Origin of the sequence: Wolbachia endosymbiont (group A) of Yponomeuta plumbellus (assembly GCF_947251575.1) — a bacterium.
Lineage (GTDB): Bacteria > Pseudomonadota > Alphaproteobacteria > Rickettsiales > Anaplasmataceae > Wolbachia > Wolbachia pipientis.
The window spans coordinates 1,075,362-1,089,966 of record NZ_OX366353.1 but is presented as its reverse complement, the minus strand read 5'-3'; the positions used below and the strand labels follow the sequence as shown (position 1 = coordinate 1,089,966).

The following is a 14,605-nucleotide window of genomic DNA, read 5'->3' as shown; positions in this document are numbered from 1 at the left end:
ATCGTAAATTATTACCGTATAAGGTACGATGCGACAAAGCCATCCCAGTGTCAGCTACTCGGATGACACCGTCATAAAGGAACCAGTGTTAGCTACTTGGATGACAACCATTGTGCTTGAGGCAAAATTGACTATCACTTCTTTTTATAGAGCTTGCTCCAAACTTTGTTGTTAGTTAATACAAAAAACACTGTTAAAATTATAAAATACGCCACTACTTTTAATCCAAGTTTATGCCGGCGCTCTAATTCTGGCTCTGCTGCCCATTGTAAAAAATTTATCACATCATACGCCATATTTTCAACTGTGGCTTGCCTTGCACCATCATATTCCACCATTCCTTCAGAAAGTGGTGGCGCCATAGCTAATCTGCCTGTTGGAAAATACGAATTAAAATATAAATCATTTTCATCGTGTTCGCCGTTTTGATAGCCTGTTAACAATGAATAGACATAATTTGCACCATCATGCCTTGCTTTAATAATTAATGATAAGTCTGGTGGGACTGCACCATTGTTGCTTGCTGCAGCTGCTTCTTTTGTATCAAAAGGCGCAATAAAATAATCCGAAGGTACTCCAGGTCTGTCAAACATTTCACCCAAATCATTCGGACCATCTTTAACTTGATAAGAAGCTGCTATTTGTTTTACATCTTCTTCAGAAAAACCGACATCTTGCAAATTACGAAATGCTACCCTATTCATTGAATGACAAGCAGCACAGACTTCTTTATACACTTTATAGCCACGCTGAATTGACTCTCTATCGAAAGATCCGACAATTCCATCAAATTTCCAGTCTATTTTCTTATTTGGTGATGATTTAAATTCTTCTGCAGATATAAGACTAGATAGAAATAACATGCAGAAGATTGCAAATACATTAGATCCCATGCATAACCACTGTTTTAGTAAATTTCGAATTGATGTCATGCAAGTAGCTGACACTGGAATCCAGCTTATTTCATCACTGACATTATGGTTATCATGCACTCCTAGAATCTGTTGTCCATTGCATGATTTGTAAGTATTTTTATACCTGGATCCCAGTGTCAAGCACTGGGATGACAACGGAAGATAGTGGAATGACACTGTGTGTTGTATACAACGTTCATACAATTGTGTACATGATGCTGGAATCCATTTATTTTTTTTCTGGATCCCAGTGTCAAGTACTGGGATGACAAAAGAGAGCTCTGGGATGACAGAGAATTTTGTAAGAGATCTGCTTTGAATTGACATCACCTCATCTCCGGCACAGAATCACTTAAGGTTTTTGGTGGTTCTTTTGGCTTTTCATACTTACTAAGCAGTGGTAAAACTATCACAAAGTATGCAAAGTAATAAAGAGTAGATAGCCTACTCATAGTGATGTAAGGCTCTTTTACCTCTTGTCCTCCAAGCCAGGCAAGAAGTACAAAATTTATTGCAAAAACCCAAAAAAATTTCTTAAACACCGGGCGATAAGCACCACTTTTAACTTTTGATTTATCAAGCCAAGGTAACAAAAACCACACTAAAATAGACGCAAACATGGTAAGCACACCAGTAAGTTTATCTGGAATTGAACGTAGCATTGCATAAAAAGGTAAAAAATACCACTCTGGCACTATATGTACCGGAGTGACCATAGAATCAGCTTCTATATAATTGTCTGGATGCCCAAGATAATTGGGAGCATAGAAAACAAATGCGAACAAAACTACAAAAAACAGACCAAAAGTTATGCAATCCTTGACTATATAATAAGGATGGAGAGGGATGGTATCCTTATCTGATTTTACCTCCACTCCACTTGGGTTACCAGAGCCAAACCTATGCAGAGCTATCACATGAAGCATAGCTAAAGCAATAATAACAAAAGGCAGAAGATAATGCAGAGCGAAAAAACGGTTAAGTGTTGGGTTATCCACTGAAAAACCACCCCATAACCATATAACTATTTTATTGCCAATTAAAGGTATAGCAGAAAATAAGTTGGTTATAACTGTTGCACCCCAGAAACTCATTTGTCCCCAAGGCAATACATATCCCATAAAGGCAGTTGCCATCATTGCAAAAAATATAAATATTCCAATAAACCACACCATCTCTCTCGGTCTTTTATAAGATCCGTAATATAATCCACGCATTATATGAACATAGACTACCATAAAGAAGAGCGATGCTCCAACAGCGTGAGTGTAGCGTATTAACCACCCGTAATTCACATCCCGCATTATGCGCTCTACACTATTAAACGCATAATCAACATGCGGAGTGTAGTGCATAGCAAGAAATATACCTGTTATTATTTGTAAAATCAGCGCTATACCAGCCAAAGAGCCAAAGTTCCAAGCATAATTTAAGTTTTTTGGCACTTGGTAAGAAGCAGTGTGTCTTAGAAAAGAAAATATAGGCAATCTATATTCTATCCATCCTAATATGCCTTTTTCTTCTTTTATTGTTTCTTTTTTGTTATCTTCCTGCATAACTTAAACCTTTCTGAACACATGTCCATTGCTACTTTTATCTTATTTTTTTATTGTAGCAACTTATCCTTTACGCACAAATAAAAACTTTAAAGCAATATTAATTACCTCTTCAGCAACCTGTCACGTGCTGCGTTTAATTTTTGTGCAAAATATTCCGAGCCTCCTTTATCTGGGTGAACTAATTTCATTAAATTTTGATTGCTTTATTGATTTCATTTTGGTTCGCTCCAGAATCTATTCCTAGCACTTTAAATGCTCCATCTCTGAACATGTTACTACTACCAGACTAGTATGATTTTGTCTTGTAAATTTATTCAACAACCCTATTCTAACTATATAATGAAAAATTATCTACAAAGTGTTTATGAAGATGGTATGAAAATCCAACTATCTAAAGTCAACAAATATTTATTAGTTTTACTGATTACTGTCTCAGCATTTCTCATATCTGGGCAAGTATCCAGTTCAAGCAATATCGAGAATGATTTTCAAGATTTACAAGAAAAATTACCATTATTGAAAGATCAGGATTTGTTATTTTTAGATCCAGCTTCAGCTTTAAATTATGGTGATAGGGCAGGTAAAAAAGTGTTAATGGTTATAGTTCACCATACTGAAACATCAACACTAAAAGGTACAAAAGATACGCTGAATGCTAGAGGATTGTCAGTTCATTTTATTGTCGATAGGGATGGCAGCATCACCTTAATGGTTCCATTAGAGAAAGAAGCATGGCATGCTGGTATTAGTTATGCAAGAGTTAAGGTAGATAGTAAGCTTGAAGAGTTACGGAAGCTTAACAACTATTCTGTAGGTATTGAAATTGTAAACACAGGACTTGAGCCTTTTCCGGAAGAGCAAATGAGATCTGTTAAAGAGCTGATTTTATACCTTATGGAGCGTTTTAAAATTAAAAGGGATATGATATTTAGTCATTCTGAAATAGGAACTATAGTGTATGATCCAGAGCTTGGCTATACAATGCGTAAACCAGATCCACACAAATTGTTTGATTGGGAGTTATTAGAGAAAAATGAAATTGGATTGCACATAAGTGACAGAATAAACCCTAAAGATGCTAAACACAAAATGGGCAAAACATTGTATAAAGCAGGTGATAGAAATGAAGGTATTTTGAAATTAAAACAAAGGCTGAACAGATTTTTCTATAAGATAGAACCTTGGAATGATAAGAAAGGTAATGTAATTTTTCCTGATAATAATGCTGATTACTCAGATGAGTTTGATGAGAATTTTGTATGGGTTATTTATCAGTTTTCAATACATAATTTACCAAGAGAAATTAGAAAAGATCTACCTCTTAAACTAGAACAAGCAGATATATTTCCTGAATTCTTTAGTGAATATAGTCATGGCATTTCTTCTAGTTATCTAACCTTTAGTGAAAAAATTAAATCGACTCTACAACCATGTTTAAGCAAAGTAGATTATGAGAATTTATTATCTTCTCTTGCACAATATGAGAATAACATTTCTCCTGATGCATCTACCACTTTAATGTACAAAATTAAGTTATACTATGATTCTTATTTAAGATATCGCATATGGTCTTCACTCTATAAACCATTTAAGCTTAATGTATTGGAAGAGTTAGAGATTTTAAAGAGTGGAGTGTTATCTTTAAAATCACTAGATAGCTCTAAAGCTGCAGAAGTTTCCAGTTTAATTGATAGCTTTAAAGTAGATATTTCTTTAGAATTTCAGGGTTTTGAAAAACAGTGGTTTCAGGAGTTTAAGAATGCTTGGAGACAAGAATTTATACCTTCCCTGGAAGAACAGATAACATGGACTGCACTACATGAAGCAATATTGGAGTATTTAGAAAAAGCAAAGGAAGAAATTCGTTAAACGAAAACTTTTTTTAAGATCACTTTTTTAACAATTTATCACGTGCCGCATTTAGCTTTTGCGCAAAATATTCCGAGCCTCCCTTATCTGGGTGAACTAATTTCATTAAATTTTGATATGCTTTATTGATTTCATTTTGACTTGCCTCAGGATTCAGCCCCAGTATCTTTAATGCTTCATCCTTGGACATGTTATCACCAGTGTAATTTTCAGTATAACTTCTACTGCTACTAAATTCGTTCAAAAACTTACTCAATATAGAGTTCATCATGAAACTCATATTATTTTTTTTTGTCAGGAAAAGAAAAAATATAACAACGCTAGGCAAGACAAATGTAACTACTATGAATATCAAAAAAAGGAAAAAGATGAATGACATGTATATTTTTTTATCATTTTATGATTAAATAGTAACAATTATAATCGTCATGGTAAATAACATGTTCATTCAGATTGAAGAAACACCTAATCCAAACACACTGAAATTTCTCCCTGGATTTGCAATTCTAAACGAAGGAGAAACGGCTGATTTTTCAAATGCAAATGAGATAAAAAATTCTAAACTAGCAGCAAATCTTTTTCAAATAGAACATGTGGTAAGAGTGTTTTTTGGTCATGATTTTATTTCAGTAACAAAATTGGGTGAAATTAATTGGGATACATTAAAAGTAGAAATTTTAACTACAATCATGGATCACTTTACTTCAGGTGGAAAAGCGCTAAATAAAGAAGGAGTGAATGATAATAACATACCAAATGAGGAATTTTTTGATGAAAGTGATATAGAAATTGTAAATAGAATAAAAGAATTGATGGAAAGTTATATCAAACCTGCAGTTGCTCAAGATGGTGGCGATATCAAATTTCGTGGCTATAAAGATGGAATAGTTTATGTTGAATTACAAGGAGCTTGCTCTGGATGCCCAAGTGCTGCAATTACTTTAAAGCAAGGAGTGCAGAATATGCTGAGCTACCACATACCAGAGGTTGCAGGTATAGAGACCACACTATGACTAATCAAACAGTTAGAGGAACGAAAGACCTTCTATTTGATGAGTGGTATAAGTTTAAATACATTCAGCAAACAGCAAATAGAATCTCAAGTCTATACGGCTTTTTGCCCGCCCAAACTCCAATATTTGAGTACACGGAGGTTTTTACAAAAACTTTAGGTGATAGCTCAGATATCATCACTAAAGAGGTGTATAGCTTCAATGATAAAGGGGGAAAGAGCATAACTTTACGTCCTGAGTTCACTGCAGCGATTGTCAGGCTATTAATTGAAAAAAAACTGCAAACGCCGATAAAATTATTTTCAACAGGGCCTGCATTTCGCTATGAAAGACCGCAAAAGGGAAGACAAAGGCAATTTCATCAGATAAATTTTGAGGTTTTTGGCATAGAAGATCCAAAAGCCGATGTTGAATTGATATCACTCGCTCAGCACTTACTAACTGAATTTGGCATCAATAAAAATGTAAAGCTGGAAATCAACTCTTTAGGTGATGGTGAGACAATAACTAAGTATAGAGAAGCTTTGATCTTATACTTTACAAAGTATCAAAATGATCTATCAGAAGATAGCAAAAATAGGTTGATCAAAAATCCACTCAGAATACTAGATTCTAAGGATGAGAAAGATAGATTAATAATCTCTGATGCGCCTAAAATCAGCAATTATTATACGAAAGAGTCCTCAGATTTCTTTGAACAAATACTAAATGGATTAACAATTCTTGATATACCTTATACCGTAAACAATAAACTAGTTCGAGGTTTGGATTATTATTGCCACACAGTGTTTGAGTTTGTTACAGAGGATTTAGGTGCACAAGGGGCAGTTTTTGCCGGTGGAAGATACGATAATTTAGTATCTTCAGTAGGTGGAAAACACACTCCAGCAATAGGATTTGCAGGGGGTATTGAGCGCATAATGGAGTTAATCAATTATTCTCCGAAAGAAGAGCGACCTATTTACCTAATTCCAATCGGTAGAGAGGCTGAAAAACATGCTTTAACACTTGCAAATGAATTGCGCAGAAATAGTTTATATGTAAGTTACGAACACAGTGGAACAGTTAAAAATCGCATGAAGAAAGCAAGTCAAGCAAATGCTAAAATTGTATTGATCTTTGGGAATGATGAGTTAAACAACAATACTGTTAAAGTAAAAAATATGGATACAGGTGAAGAAAAAATAATTGCTCGCGATAACACAATAGAAAACATCTAATTAGGAGCAATGCAAATGTTTTTCTCAGTCAGCTATAGAAGAAAATTCGTCTGCACAAGAATTTTTCATAGCATTCAATGTATCATAATCTGTAAAATCTAATTTTACTGGTGTGATAGTAATAAATCCTTCTTTTATTTTATTTATACTACCACTGCCTGAGTGCTCTCGAGACCAATTTAAGCTAAAAGAGCCATTCGAATTTTCAGTAAAAATTAAATCCCCATCAATGTTATATTCACCTTGTTCAGCAAATTCTACTCCTTTTACTTTTTCCGTAGCAGGAAAATTTACACTCATCACTATGTTTTTAGGCCAACCAACCTTAACTAGCTTGGCAATAACCTTTGGTGCAAAAACCTTTGTATTGTGCCAGTCTATTTTATCATGATAAACTTGGCTCAGTGCAATAGAAGGTATAGACCTTGCAGCACCTTCCATTACAGCACCAATTGTTCCTGAATAACAAATATCGTCCCCAACATTTGATCCAATATTTACTCCGGACAATATTAAGTCTGGTTTTTTATTCATAACTTTATTTAGCGCAATAATGACACAATCTGCAGGAGTACCAGACACACTAAATTCCCTTTCACTATGTTGGTTTATTCCAATAGATTGTTTCACTGGATAATCAAGAGATCTTGCAGCCCCGCTTCTATCAGTATCTGGTGCCACTATCCATATTTCTGACGCAAAATTCCGTGCAATCTCTTTGAGTAATTTTATTCCTTCACTTCCAAAACCATCATCGTTTGTTATTAATATTATCATATACAATACTCAGCTATACAGCTCCAAATTATGTAAACCACTGGCTGTAAATAAACTCATGAGGCTTTAAGTTTCTTTGCATAACTACGAACTGTAACAAAGAACCTGCTGTAAATCAATAGATTTCTTGCACAGGCCATAACTGTCATTACAATAGAAACGAAAAAACTTGCTTGACAAACTCCGCCAGCCCCCTTATTATAGTGTTAAGGGTATTTATGACTCAAAACTTGTTTTTGACCTGCAGGCTCAATGACAAAATTCAGTAAAAAACTCAGGGTATCTTTTGGCGGATTACATAACATTATAGCGGCTGCATGTCTTTTAAAATTTTTCTACATTCAGCCAAATCGCGCTTAAACTAAGCGTCAGCACATTATTATAGCGCCAATTTAAAGTATTAGAGAGTCAAAACTCGCACTACGGGGTTTCTTTTGCCTTTTTTTTCATTTGGTAAATTTCTTAATGTTTGTAGCTAAACGACAACCGTCATCCCGCTGCTTGTTAGCGGGATCTAGAGATACCGCGAATGAATCGCGGTATGACGTAGGACTGCTGTCATTCCAGTGCTTGGCACTGGAATCCAGCCTTTCTGCAATCTCATCGAAAATGTTGTAACCACTTTCTGTGCTAGTTTGCTTGCCCACAAGCAAACTTTCCTGGATCCCAGTGTCTGGGCACTGGAATGACACCGAAGGGGCTACTGCTGTCTTGGATGGAAACCAGTGTCAGCTACTTTCATGACACCCTGACCTCGTCATCCCGCTACTTGTTAGCGGGATCTAGAGATACCGCGAATGAATCGCGGTATGACGGTTCGCGGTGGCATGACGTAGGACTGCTGTCATTCCAGTCTGGAATCCAAAAAAAAAGGATGACACCTCTGGGCGCTGGGATGACAGGAGAAGGAGGCTACTTTCATGACACCATTCTTTTTTCTGGATCCAAGTAGTCAAGCTACTCGGATGACACCCCACTGGTGGCCCACACTACAATGTTCGTACAGTTATGAAATGAATCGCGGTATGACGTGTTGCTTGGGTCAGCTATAGTATTTCTTAAAATTAATAATAAATTTCTTGGCTAGCAAGAAGCTGTAAATTTTTTTGCGAGACCTAAGCCGCTTTTGATATAGCTAAAGGTTTACTGATGATTTGTCTCATTCCACTACCTGCTGACTTACTTTCTGCTTAGCATATCCATCAAATCAGATTCTTTGAGTTTACTATGGTCAACTTTACTGAACTTATTTACCATAGAGCTCATTTGATTATACTGCTTAATTAGAAGATTAATGTCAGTTACAGTTGTTCCGGACCCCTTAGAAATTCTAAGTCTTCTTTTGCCATTTAAAATATCTGGATTTTGCCTTTCTTTTTCAGTCATTGAGTTTATGATGGCTATATATTTTTTCACTTTATTGTCATCTGGCACACTGCTACTTAGCTTTTTTGTAAATGAACTAGGAATGAATTTCATTATGTTGCTAATGCCATCCATTTTACTCAGAGTTTTTAACATTCCCACTAGGTCGTTTAGGTCGAATTTACCTTTTTTCACTTTTTTTTGTAACTTATCAATTTCTTCCTGACCAACAATCTCAGCAGCTTTTTCAACCAATGAGACAACATCACCCATGCTAAGTATTCTTTTTGCAATTCTATCTGGATAAAAATCATCGAGGTCACTTAATTTTTCACCACAAGCAATAAATTTAATTGGACAATCGGCGATCATTTTCATAGAAAGAGCAGCACCACCACGTGCATCACCATCAACACGGGTAAGAATAATGCCGGTTACACCTATTACCTCATTGAATGATTTGGCAATGTTGACCGCATCCTGGCCTATCATTGCGTCGGCTACTAAAATAACTTCTGCAGGTGAAGCTATTTCCTTTACGGCTTTCAACTCATTCATCATATTATTGTCAATATGAAGCCTGCCTGCGGTATCTAGTATTAATACATCACAATTATCGTTCTTTGCTGTTGCTAGTGCCCTTTTTGTAATTGTAATGGGCTTCTCGTCTATTACTACAGGTAAAGTTTGCACATCTATTTGTTTACCTAGCACTTCAAGTTGTTTTTGGGCAGCCGGCCTATAAATGTCTAAAGAGGCAAGCATCACTTTTTTCTTTTGCTTTTTTAGCTTTAAAGCAAGCTTTCCTGAGGTGGTTGTTTTACCTGCACCTTGTAAGCCCACCATCATAATCACAGCAGGGGGTTTAACTGCTAGATTTAAGTCACTTTTCTCTGATCCGAGAACTGCAACTAAATTATCCTGCACAATTTTAATTATCATTTGTGCTGGAGAAACACTTTTTATGACTTTTTCCCCAATCACTTTATCTTTAATGTCATTGATGAATTTTTTTGCAACTTCAAGTGAAACGTCAGCTTCAATTAAGGCTATGCGTATTTCACGCATGGCAAGATTAAAATCATCTTCAGAAATGATCGACTTTCCTCTTAGTTTACTAAATACAGAATTTAAACTTTCGGTTAACGACTTAAACATAATAGCATTAGTAGAATACTCATTAAAAAGAGAGAAGAAGCTGAAACAAAACTCACTGAGTTATAACCCAGCACTTCCTTAAGTTTAGTAATATTATCAAAGTATAAACTAGTAAGTGAATTAGTCAAGTTTTGCAGTACGTTGGCAGACATTTCTCTCACTTTAAAGACCAATTGATTGAACAGCAAGATAATATAGGGTATGAAAGCTCTAAAAATCCAATCAACATCCATTTTAAAATTTATTCTCGGGTAAAATAACTTGCGTAAAAGAATGAACAATAAAGTGGTACATAATAACAAATTAAATTGCGACAAAATATTTTTTGTGTTGTACACAAAATCGAAAATCGAAGGTTTATTGTAAATAGGTAAGTAAGGGTTGCCAGCAATTACGCATATAAATGCTAAAATAATCATAGTCATTTTGCCTCCCCTCTCTGCTAAAGGTTTTGACTTACTTTTTGCAATAAATATGTAGTAAAGAAACTTGAGCCCCACGCTTAAATAAAGCAGTAAATTTAGAATCTTGTATAAGTTTTTATACACTTCTAAATTAGCACCACTTGCTTCAATCTCGGCTGTAATGTATGATTTGCTAATAAATCCAGCGGTTCCAGGAAATGCAGCCATTGTAAGTATTGCGATTATAGCACACATGCCTTCCACTGACATCAGTTTGCCTACTCCATTAAAACTAATTGTTTTTGTTCGTGAAATAATCGAATTGCTGACTACAAACAATAATGATTGATAAACAAGAGAGAAGATTATATGCAGTATCAAAATTGGTATTGCCTTTTCCGAAGGGCTGAGTAAACCTCCTGCAATAATCAGCAAGCCCATTTGTCCTACAACGTTATAGCATAAAAATCTACGAATATTTTGCTCGAGAGAAGCAAATATAATGCTGTAAATTGCAGTGATGGTGCCTACAAGCGCTAATATTTCAGTACAATCTTGCCATAGGTTATAAGTGTGTAAAAGCATCACTAAAAAAGAGACTTTAGTGGTAAATAAAGAGAGATATGTGGTGCCATGTAGCGATGCAGCAGGATATGCATCAACAACCCAAAATGAAAAAGGAAAACAAGCGCAGTTTATCAATAAACCCAAAATTATCAGGTTAGTGCTTTGAAGTGCCAATCCTGCTATTAATATAACTCCAACGAAAAAGTGTACACAAGCGTACCTTATTGCAGGTCCACTATCTCTACAGCTAGCTGCGATAATAAAAAATGCACTGATGGTCATTAATTCACAGAATATTATAACCAATATCATATGTTCAGATAAAACTGCATAAAGTGAACTAATAGTGTAAGCAGCAAAAGATAGCATCTCTGAAAAAGTCAAATTTTGTGCTGGTAGAACAGCTAAAAATGCAACTGATAAAAAAGATATTAGTATGGTACGAAAAGATAAATCAAAATCTAGAATTGGGAGAGACCAATTTACTGCAATGCTCAAATTTTCAGGTAATTTTAGGACTATAACTATTAATACAGTCAGTAGAAGTAACAGTGACGATTTATAAAGTTGCACAATAATTAAAACCAATATGGTTTATGCTATCTCAATATATGAATAAAATCAATTTGCATATTAACCACTAATTAAACTAATTATCATATAATTATATCAGAGTTTAGAGGGTTATAGAGAAACCGGTCAGATTAGGTTTTTAATCTAATCTGACCGATAGCTTTAATAGTGAGGTAAGCTTTAATATAGCACTCCTAATTCATAACGCTACACTCGTGCATAATTTATTTTTAATTTGTGCACGAGCGTTAGTAAATTATTTACTTTTTGAAATAAAATTTGACATCACTTTAATATTGAGACTTAGTAAACCTCAGTAGGTCTGCCAGTTGGGCCCATAAGAATTATTTGCTCGCCTTCTCTTAAGTGTCTGCATAAATTAGTGGAGCCGCCGATTTCCAGCACAATAGTGGAAATAATTCCTTTTTTTTTGTCTACTTCAGTGCCGGTTACGGCTATACCTTCCATAGCAAGGTTTGTATTATTGGCTTTTCTGCCATTGGTTTCAAAATTTTGCAATCTAAAGAATTGCCCAGGCTTAAAATTCTTTGCCGCAAGTGGTGCTTTGATCACTATTTCCACAACTTTGTCTGTTAAATATTGAACTTTTATAACCTTTGCAGTGAATTGCTCTTTGATTCTATTAAATAATTCTTTATTAGCCAGGTCTTCAACACTTGGCCACGCATTTTTTTTCTGGCCCACAACATCACACACTGGAATGACAGAAACGAAGCTATTAACTCTATTCAAAAGCTGGGAAATAATAGGGTAGCCGTTCTTAGCACTTGCCATAGCTTTCACAACGCTGCCGCTATACGAAGGATGAAGATCACCAAAAAAGCTGATTGTTTTATTGCCTTGCTTATACACTAATATTCTATCTTTATTTTGCATTTTTGGAGAAAATATTGGATCTATTTCTTTTCCCAATGAATTCAATTGAGTAAAATACCCATTACTTAATTTAAAATGCTTTTTATCTTCTGTTGCAATAACTGTATTTGGCTCAGTACCTGCTGCTATAAAAATAGAACGTGCTTTTATACGTTTGATTTCGCCGGATTTTGTGTCTATCAGTTTTATTAATTCAGCATGGTTATATTTATCCGTCACAACTTCAACTGGCTCTAAGTTTTCAATAAAGTAAATCCCTTCTGATAATGCGTTTTGCACCTCTTCGCTATTTAATCGATAACTTGGTGAATCTTTTAGCTCTTTTCTATATATAACTTTCACTCCCCCGAGGCTCTGCATTAACTCTAATATTTTTATTTCTCTATTCTCTTTTTTTGCTAACTTTTGCTTTTCTCGGATCAATTGTGCGTGCGATATAAACTCATTCGCAATTTCGCGCTCTTCTTCTGTCCAATCTTTTTCAACACAGTCCTTTCCATACTTATCAACTAATATCTCATAACGAAGAAGAAATTTTTCTACTTGAATTGGATAATACGCTAAAGCTTCAGTGGCAGTGTCAATCGCAGTAAGCCCCGCACCTATGACAACTATCGGCATACGAACTTGCAGATTTGCTATAGAATCGAATTTAAGAGCGCCAGTCAGTTGTAACGACATCAGAAAATCAGATGCCATGCGTACTCCACGAGCTAGTATGTTTTTTATTTTGATCATTCGTGGCTTACCAGAGCCAAGTGCTAGGGCGATGTGATCAAAACCCAAGTTGAACGCGTCATCAGCATTAATCGTGCCACCAAAACGAATGCCTCCATAAAGTACGAAATTCTCACGTCTTTCCAGCAGTAATCTAATAATCTTTAAGTAATTCTTATCCCACCGAGAAGTAATACCATATTCTGCCACCCCACCAAACCCTCCTGCCATGCGTTCACTCAATTTTTCGTGTTTGAAATCTTTAATTAGCTGGAAATTATCGATCAAAGGCTCAATTTTTAGTCCATCAATGGCAATAACGTTATGCCCATCATTCAACAAATGATGAGCTAAATTAAAACCAGCAGGACCAAGGCCTACAACTAGAACGTTTTTTCCAGTGTTTCCTCTTGGCAATGAACGCTGAAAATTTAAAGGATTCCAACGGCTGAGCAGAGAATATATTTCAAATCCGTACGGTAAACTGAGCACATCATCCAGAATCCTTGTTTCAATTGCTGGCACATTTACGGGTTCTTGTTTTTGATATATGCACGAATTCATGCAGTCATTGCATATTCTGTGCCCAGTGGCTGCGCATAATGGGTTATCTATCATCACAATTGCAAGACTTGCTATGCTGTACCCTTCGCTTTTCACCAGATTCATTTCTGATATTTTCTGCTCTAGTGGGCAGCCGTGCAGTTCAACTTTTAGTGGAGATTGTTTAAAAGTATTGTCGTTATTAATTAGCCCCTTTGAGCAGCTGTCCTTACTTTGCTTATGACAAAATATGCAGTAGTGAGCATTATCTAGTGCTTTATTCAAACTCACCTTTTTGCTTGTTAGATCAAAACCGTATCGTCTTTTTACTTCATTTGAATACAGCACTTCAACTTTGTCCACTTCTTTTTTAGAAAATGGTATGAGGTTTTCGTGGTCGATTTTTTTATGAATACTGAATAATATACTCTGTTTATTTTTTACTCTCCACACTGCATATTGTGCTGCAAGTTCTATTTCTTCTTTGTGATTTTCTTTATCTTCAAACCAATGCATCACCTGCTCAGCAAAATTTTTTTCTGTTGTTGGCAAAGTGAGAAAATGACTTAGTTTGTTAGTAATATCTATATTCGCCACATTAGTGTATTTCTTCAATGCATAGCGTTGGACAAATAACCTTTTGCATTTATATATTACAGCAAAGTCGTTGTGCTTTTTCTTTAGCTCCTCTATTTCTTTTTCAACATTGAAAAGTTTTGCAATAAATTCATCAAGTAAATATGAGAGGTCTACTATTAACTGACTATCTGTCATCCAAGTAGCCGACCGTCCTTCTTGTTTTCTAGATCCCAGTGTCAAGCACTGGGATGACGGGGGGTGACACTGGGATGATGGGAGGTGACACTGGGATGACATCGAAGAAGAAGCTGCTTTTTCTCTTGCTTCAATTAATGAACAAAACAAGCTCTCATCACATGATTTGATATAATTCAAAAATGTCTCATCTAATTTTATTAATCCATTGCGAGTATATAGATTCGAAAATGAGATTTTGAAATTCAGCTTCAT

The 14,605-nt window shown here is 35.4% G+C and carries 11 protein-coding genes; 3 read left to right on the top strand and 8 right to left on the bottom strand.

Annotated elements, in window-relative coordinates; translation table 11 throughout:
* Positions 1–134: 134 nt before the first annotated feature.
* Positions 135–893 (bottom strand): cytochrome c1, encoded by a 759-nt coding sequence (locus OPR39_RS05295; protein WP_010963022.1) that lies wholly within the window; start codon positions 891–893, stop codon positions 135–137.
* Positions 894–1,240: 347 nt separating this feature from the next.
* The gene (locus tag OPR39_RS05290; RefSeq protein ID WP_265039312.1) at positions 1,241–2,470 is read right to left on the bottom strand and encodes a cytochrome b; all 1,230 of its coding nucleotides are present in this window, start codon (positions 2,468–2,470) and stop codon (positions 1,241–1,243) included.
* 342 nt (positions 2,471–2,812) lie between these two features.
* Here OPR39_RS05290 and OPR39_RS05285 point away from each other — a divergent pair, with 342 nt between their 5' ends.
* Positions 2,813–4,342: an N-acetylmuramoyl-L-alanine amidase gene (locus OPR39_RS05285; RefSeq protein ID WP_223823148.1), complete on the top strand. Its 1,530-nt coding sequence runs from the start codon at positions 2,813–2,815 to the stop codon at positions 4,340–4,342.
* A 19-nt stretch (positions 4,343–4,361) separates the two neighbouring features.
* Here OPR39_RS05285 and OPR39_RS05280 read toward each other — a convergent pair whose 3' ends face one another.
* Positions 4,362–4,622: a J domain-containing protein gene (locus OPR39_RS05280; protein ID WP_227738613.1), complete on the bottom strand. Its 261-nt coding sequence runs from the start codon at positions 4,620–4,622 to the stop codon at positions 4,362–4,364.
* A 160-nt stretch (positions 4,623–4,782) separates the two neighbouring features.
* Here OPR39_RS05280 and OPR39_RS05275 point away from each other — a divergent pair, with 160 nt between their 5' ends.
* The gene (locus OPR39_RS05275; protein ID WP_015589367.1) at positions 4,783–5,355 is read left to right on the top strand and encodes a NifU family protein; all 573 of its coding nucleotides are present in this window, start codon (positions 4,783–4,785) and stop codon (positions 5,353–5,355) included.
* Complete coding sequence (gene hisS, locus OPR39_RS05270) at positions 5,352–6,575, top strand: histidine--tRNA ligase (RefSeq protein WP_265039309.1); 1,224 nt, start codon at positions 5,352–5,354, stop codon at positions 6,573–6,575. The genes OPR39_RS05275 and hisS overlap by 4 nt, the downstream gene beginning before the upstream one ends.
* Positions 6,576–6,599: 24 nt before the next feature.
* On the opposite strand, the gene surE is transcribed toward hisS, so the two are convergent.
* The 5 genes from surE to OPR39_RS05245 all read right to left on the bottom strand — a co-directional run bounded on the left by surE (position 6,600) and on the right by OPR39_RS05245 (position 14,605).
* Entirely contained in the window at positions 6,600–7,352 is a 753-nt protein-coding gene (gene surE / locus OPR39_RS05265) for a 5'/3'-nucleotidase SurE (RefSeq protein WP_015589369.1), read from the bottom strand.
* 446 nt (positions 7,353–7,798) lie between these two features.
* Complete coding sequence (locus OPR39_RS05260; RefSeq protein ID WP_209452544.1) at positions 7,799–8,044, bottom strand: hypothetical protein; 246 nt, start codon at positions 8,042–8,044, stop codon at positions 7,799–7,801.
* A 487-nt stretch (positions 8,045–8,531) separates the two neighbouring features.
* Positions 8,532–9,875, bottom strand: a complete 1,344-nt coding sequence (gene ffh, locus OPR39_RS05255) for a signal recognition particle protein (protein ID WP_141457276.1) — start codon at positions 9,873–9,875, stop codon at positions 8,532–8,534.
* Positions 9,860–11,419, bottom strand: a complete 1,560-nt coding sequence (locus tag OPR39_RS05250; protein ID WP_015589371.1) for a proton-conducting transporter transmembrane domain-containing protein — start codon at positions 11,417–11,419, stop codon at positions 9,860–9,862. Before OPR39_RS05250 ends, ffh begins: the two co-directional genes overlap by 16 nt.
* Before the next feature lie 303 nt (positions 11,420–11,722).
* On the bottom strand, positions 11,723–14,605 hold the full coding sequence (locus tag OPR39_RS05245; protein ID WP_141457273.1) for an FAD-dependent oxidoreductase: 2,883 nt from the start codon (positions 14,603–14,605) through the stop codon (positions 11,723–11,725).

Coding starts and splice junctions, on each gene's coding strand:
- OPR39_RS05275 (WP_015589367.1), top strand. CDS start 4,783: ATGTTCATTCAGATTGAAGAAACACCTAATCCAAACACACTGAAATTT.
- OPR39_RS05245 (WP_141457273.1), bottom strand. CDS start 14,605: ATGAAGCTGAATTTCAAAATCTCATTTTCGAATCTATATACTCGCAAT.
- OPR39_RS05290 (WP_265039312.1), bottom strand. CDS start 2,470: ATGCAGGAAGATAACAAAAAAGAAACAATAAAAGAAGAAAAAGGCATA.
- ffh (WP_141457276.1), bottom strand. CDS start 9,875: ATGTTTAAGTCGTTAACCGAAAGTTTAAATTCTGTATTTAGTAAACTA.
- OPR39_RS05295 (WP_010963022.1), bottom strand. CDS start 893: ATGGGATCTAATGTATTTGCAATCTTCTGCATGTTATTTCTATCTAGT.
- OPR39_RS05280 (WP_227738613.1), bottom strand. CDS start 4,622: ATGAGTTTCATGATGAACTCTATATTGAGTAAGTTTTTGAACGAATTT.
- hisS (WP_265039309.1), top strand. CDS start 5,352: ATGACTAATCAAACAGTTAGAGGAACGAAAGACCTTCTATTTGATGAG.
- surE (WP_015589369.1), bottom strand. CDS start 7,352: ATGATAATATTAATAACAAACGATGATGGTTTTGGAAGTGAAGGAATA.
- OPR39_RS05285 (WP_223823148.1), top strand. CDS start 2,813: ATGAAAAATTATCTACAAAGTGTTTATGAAGATGGTATGAAAATCCAA.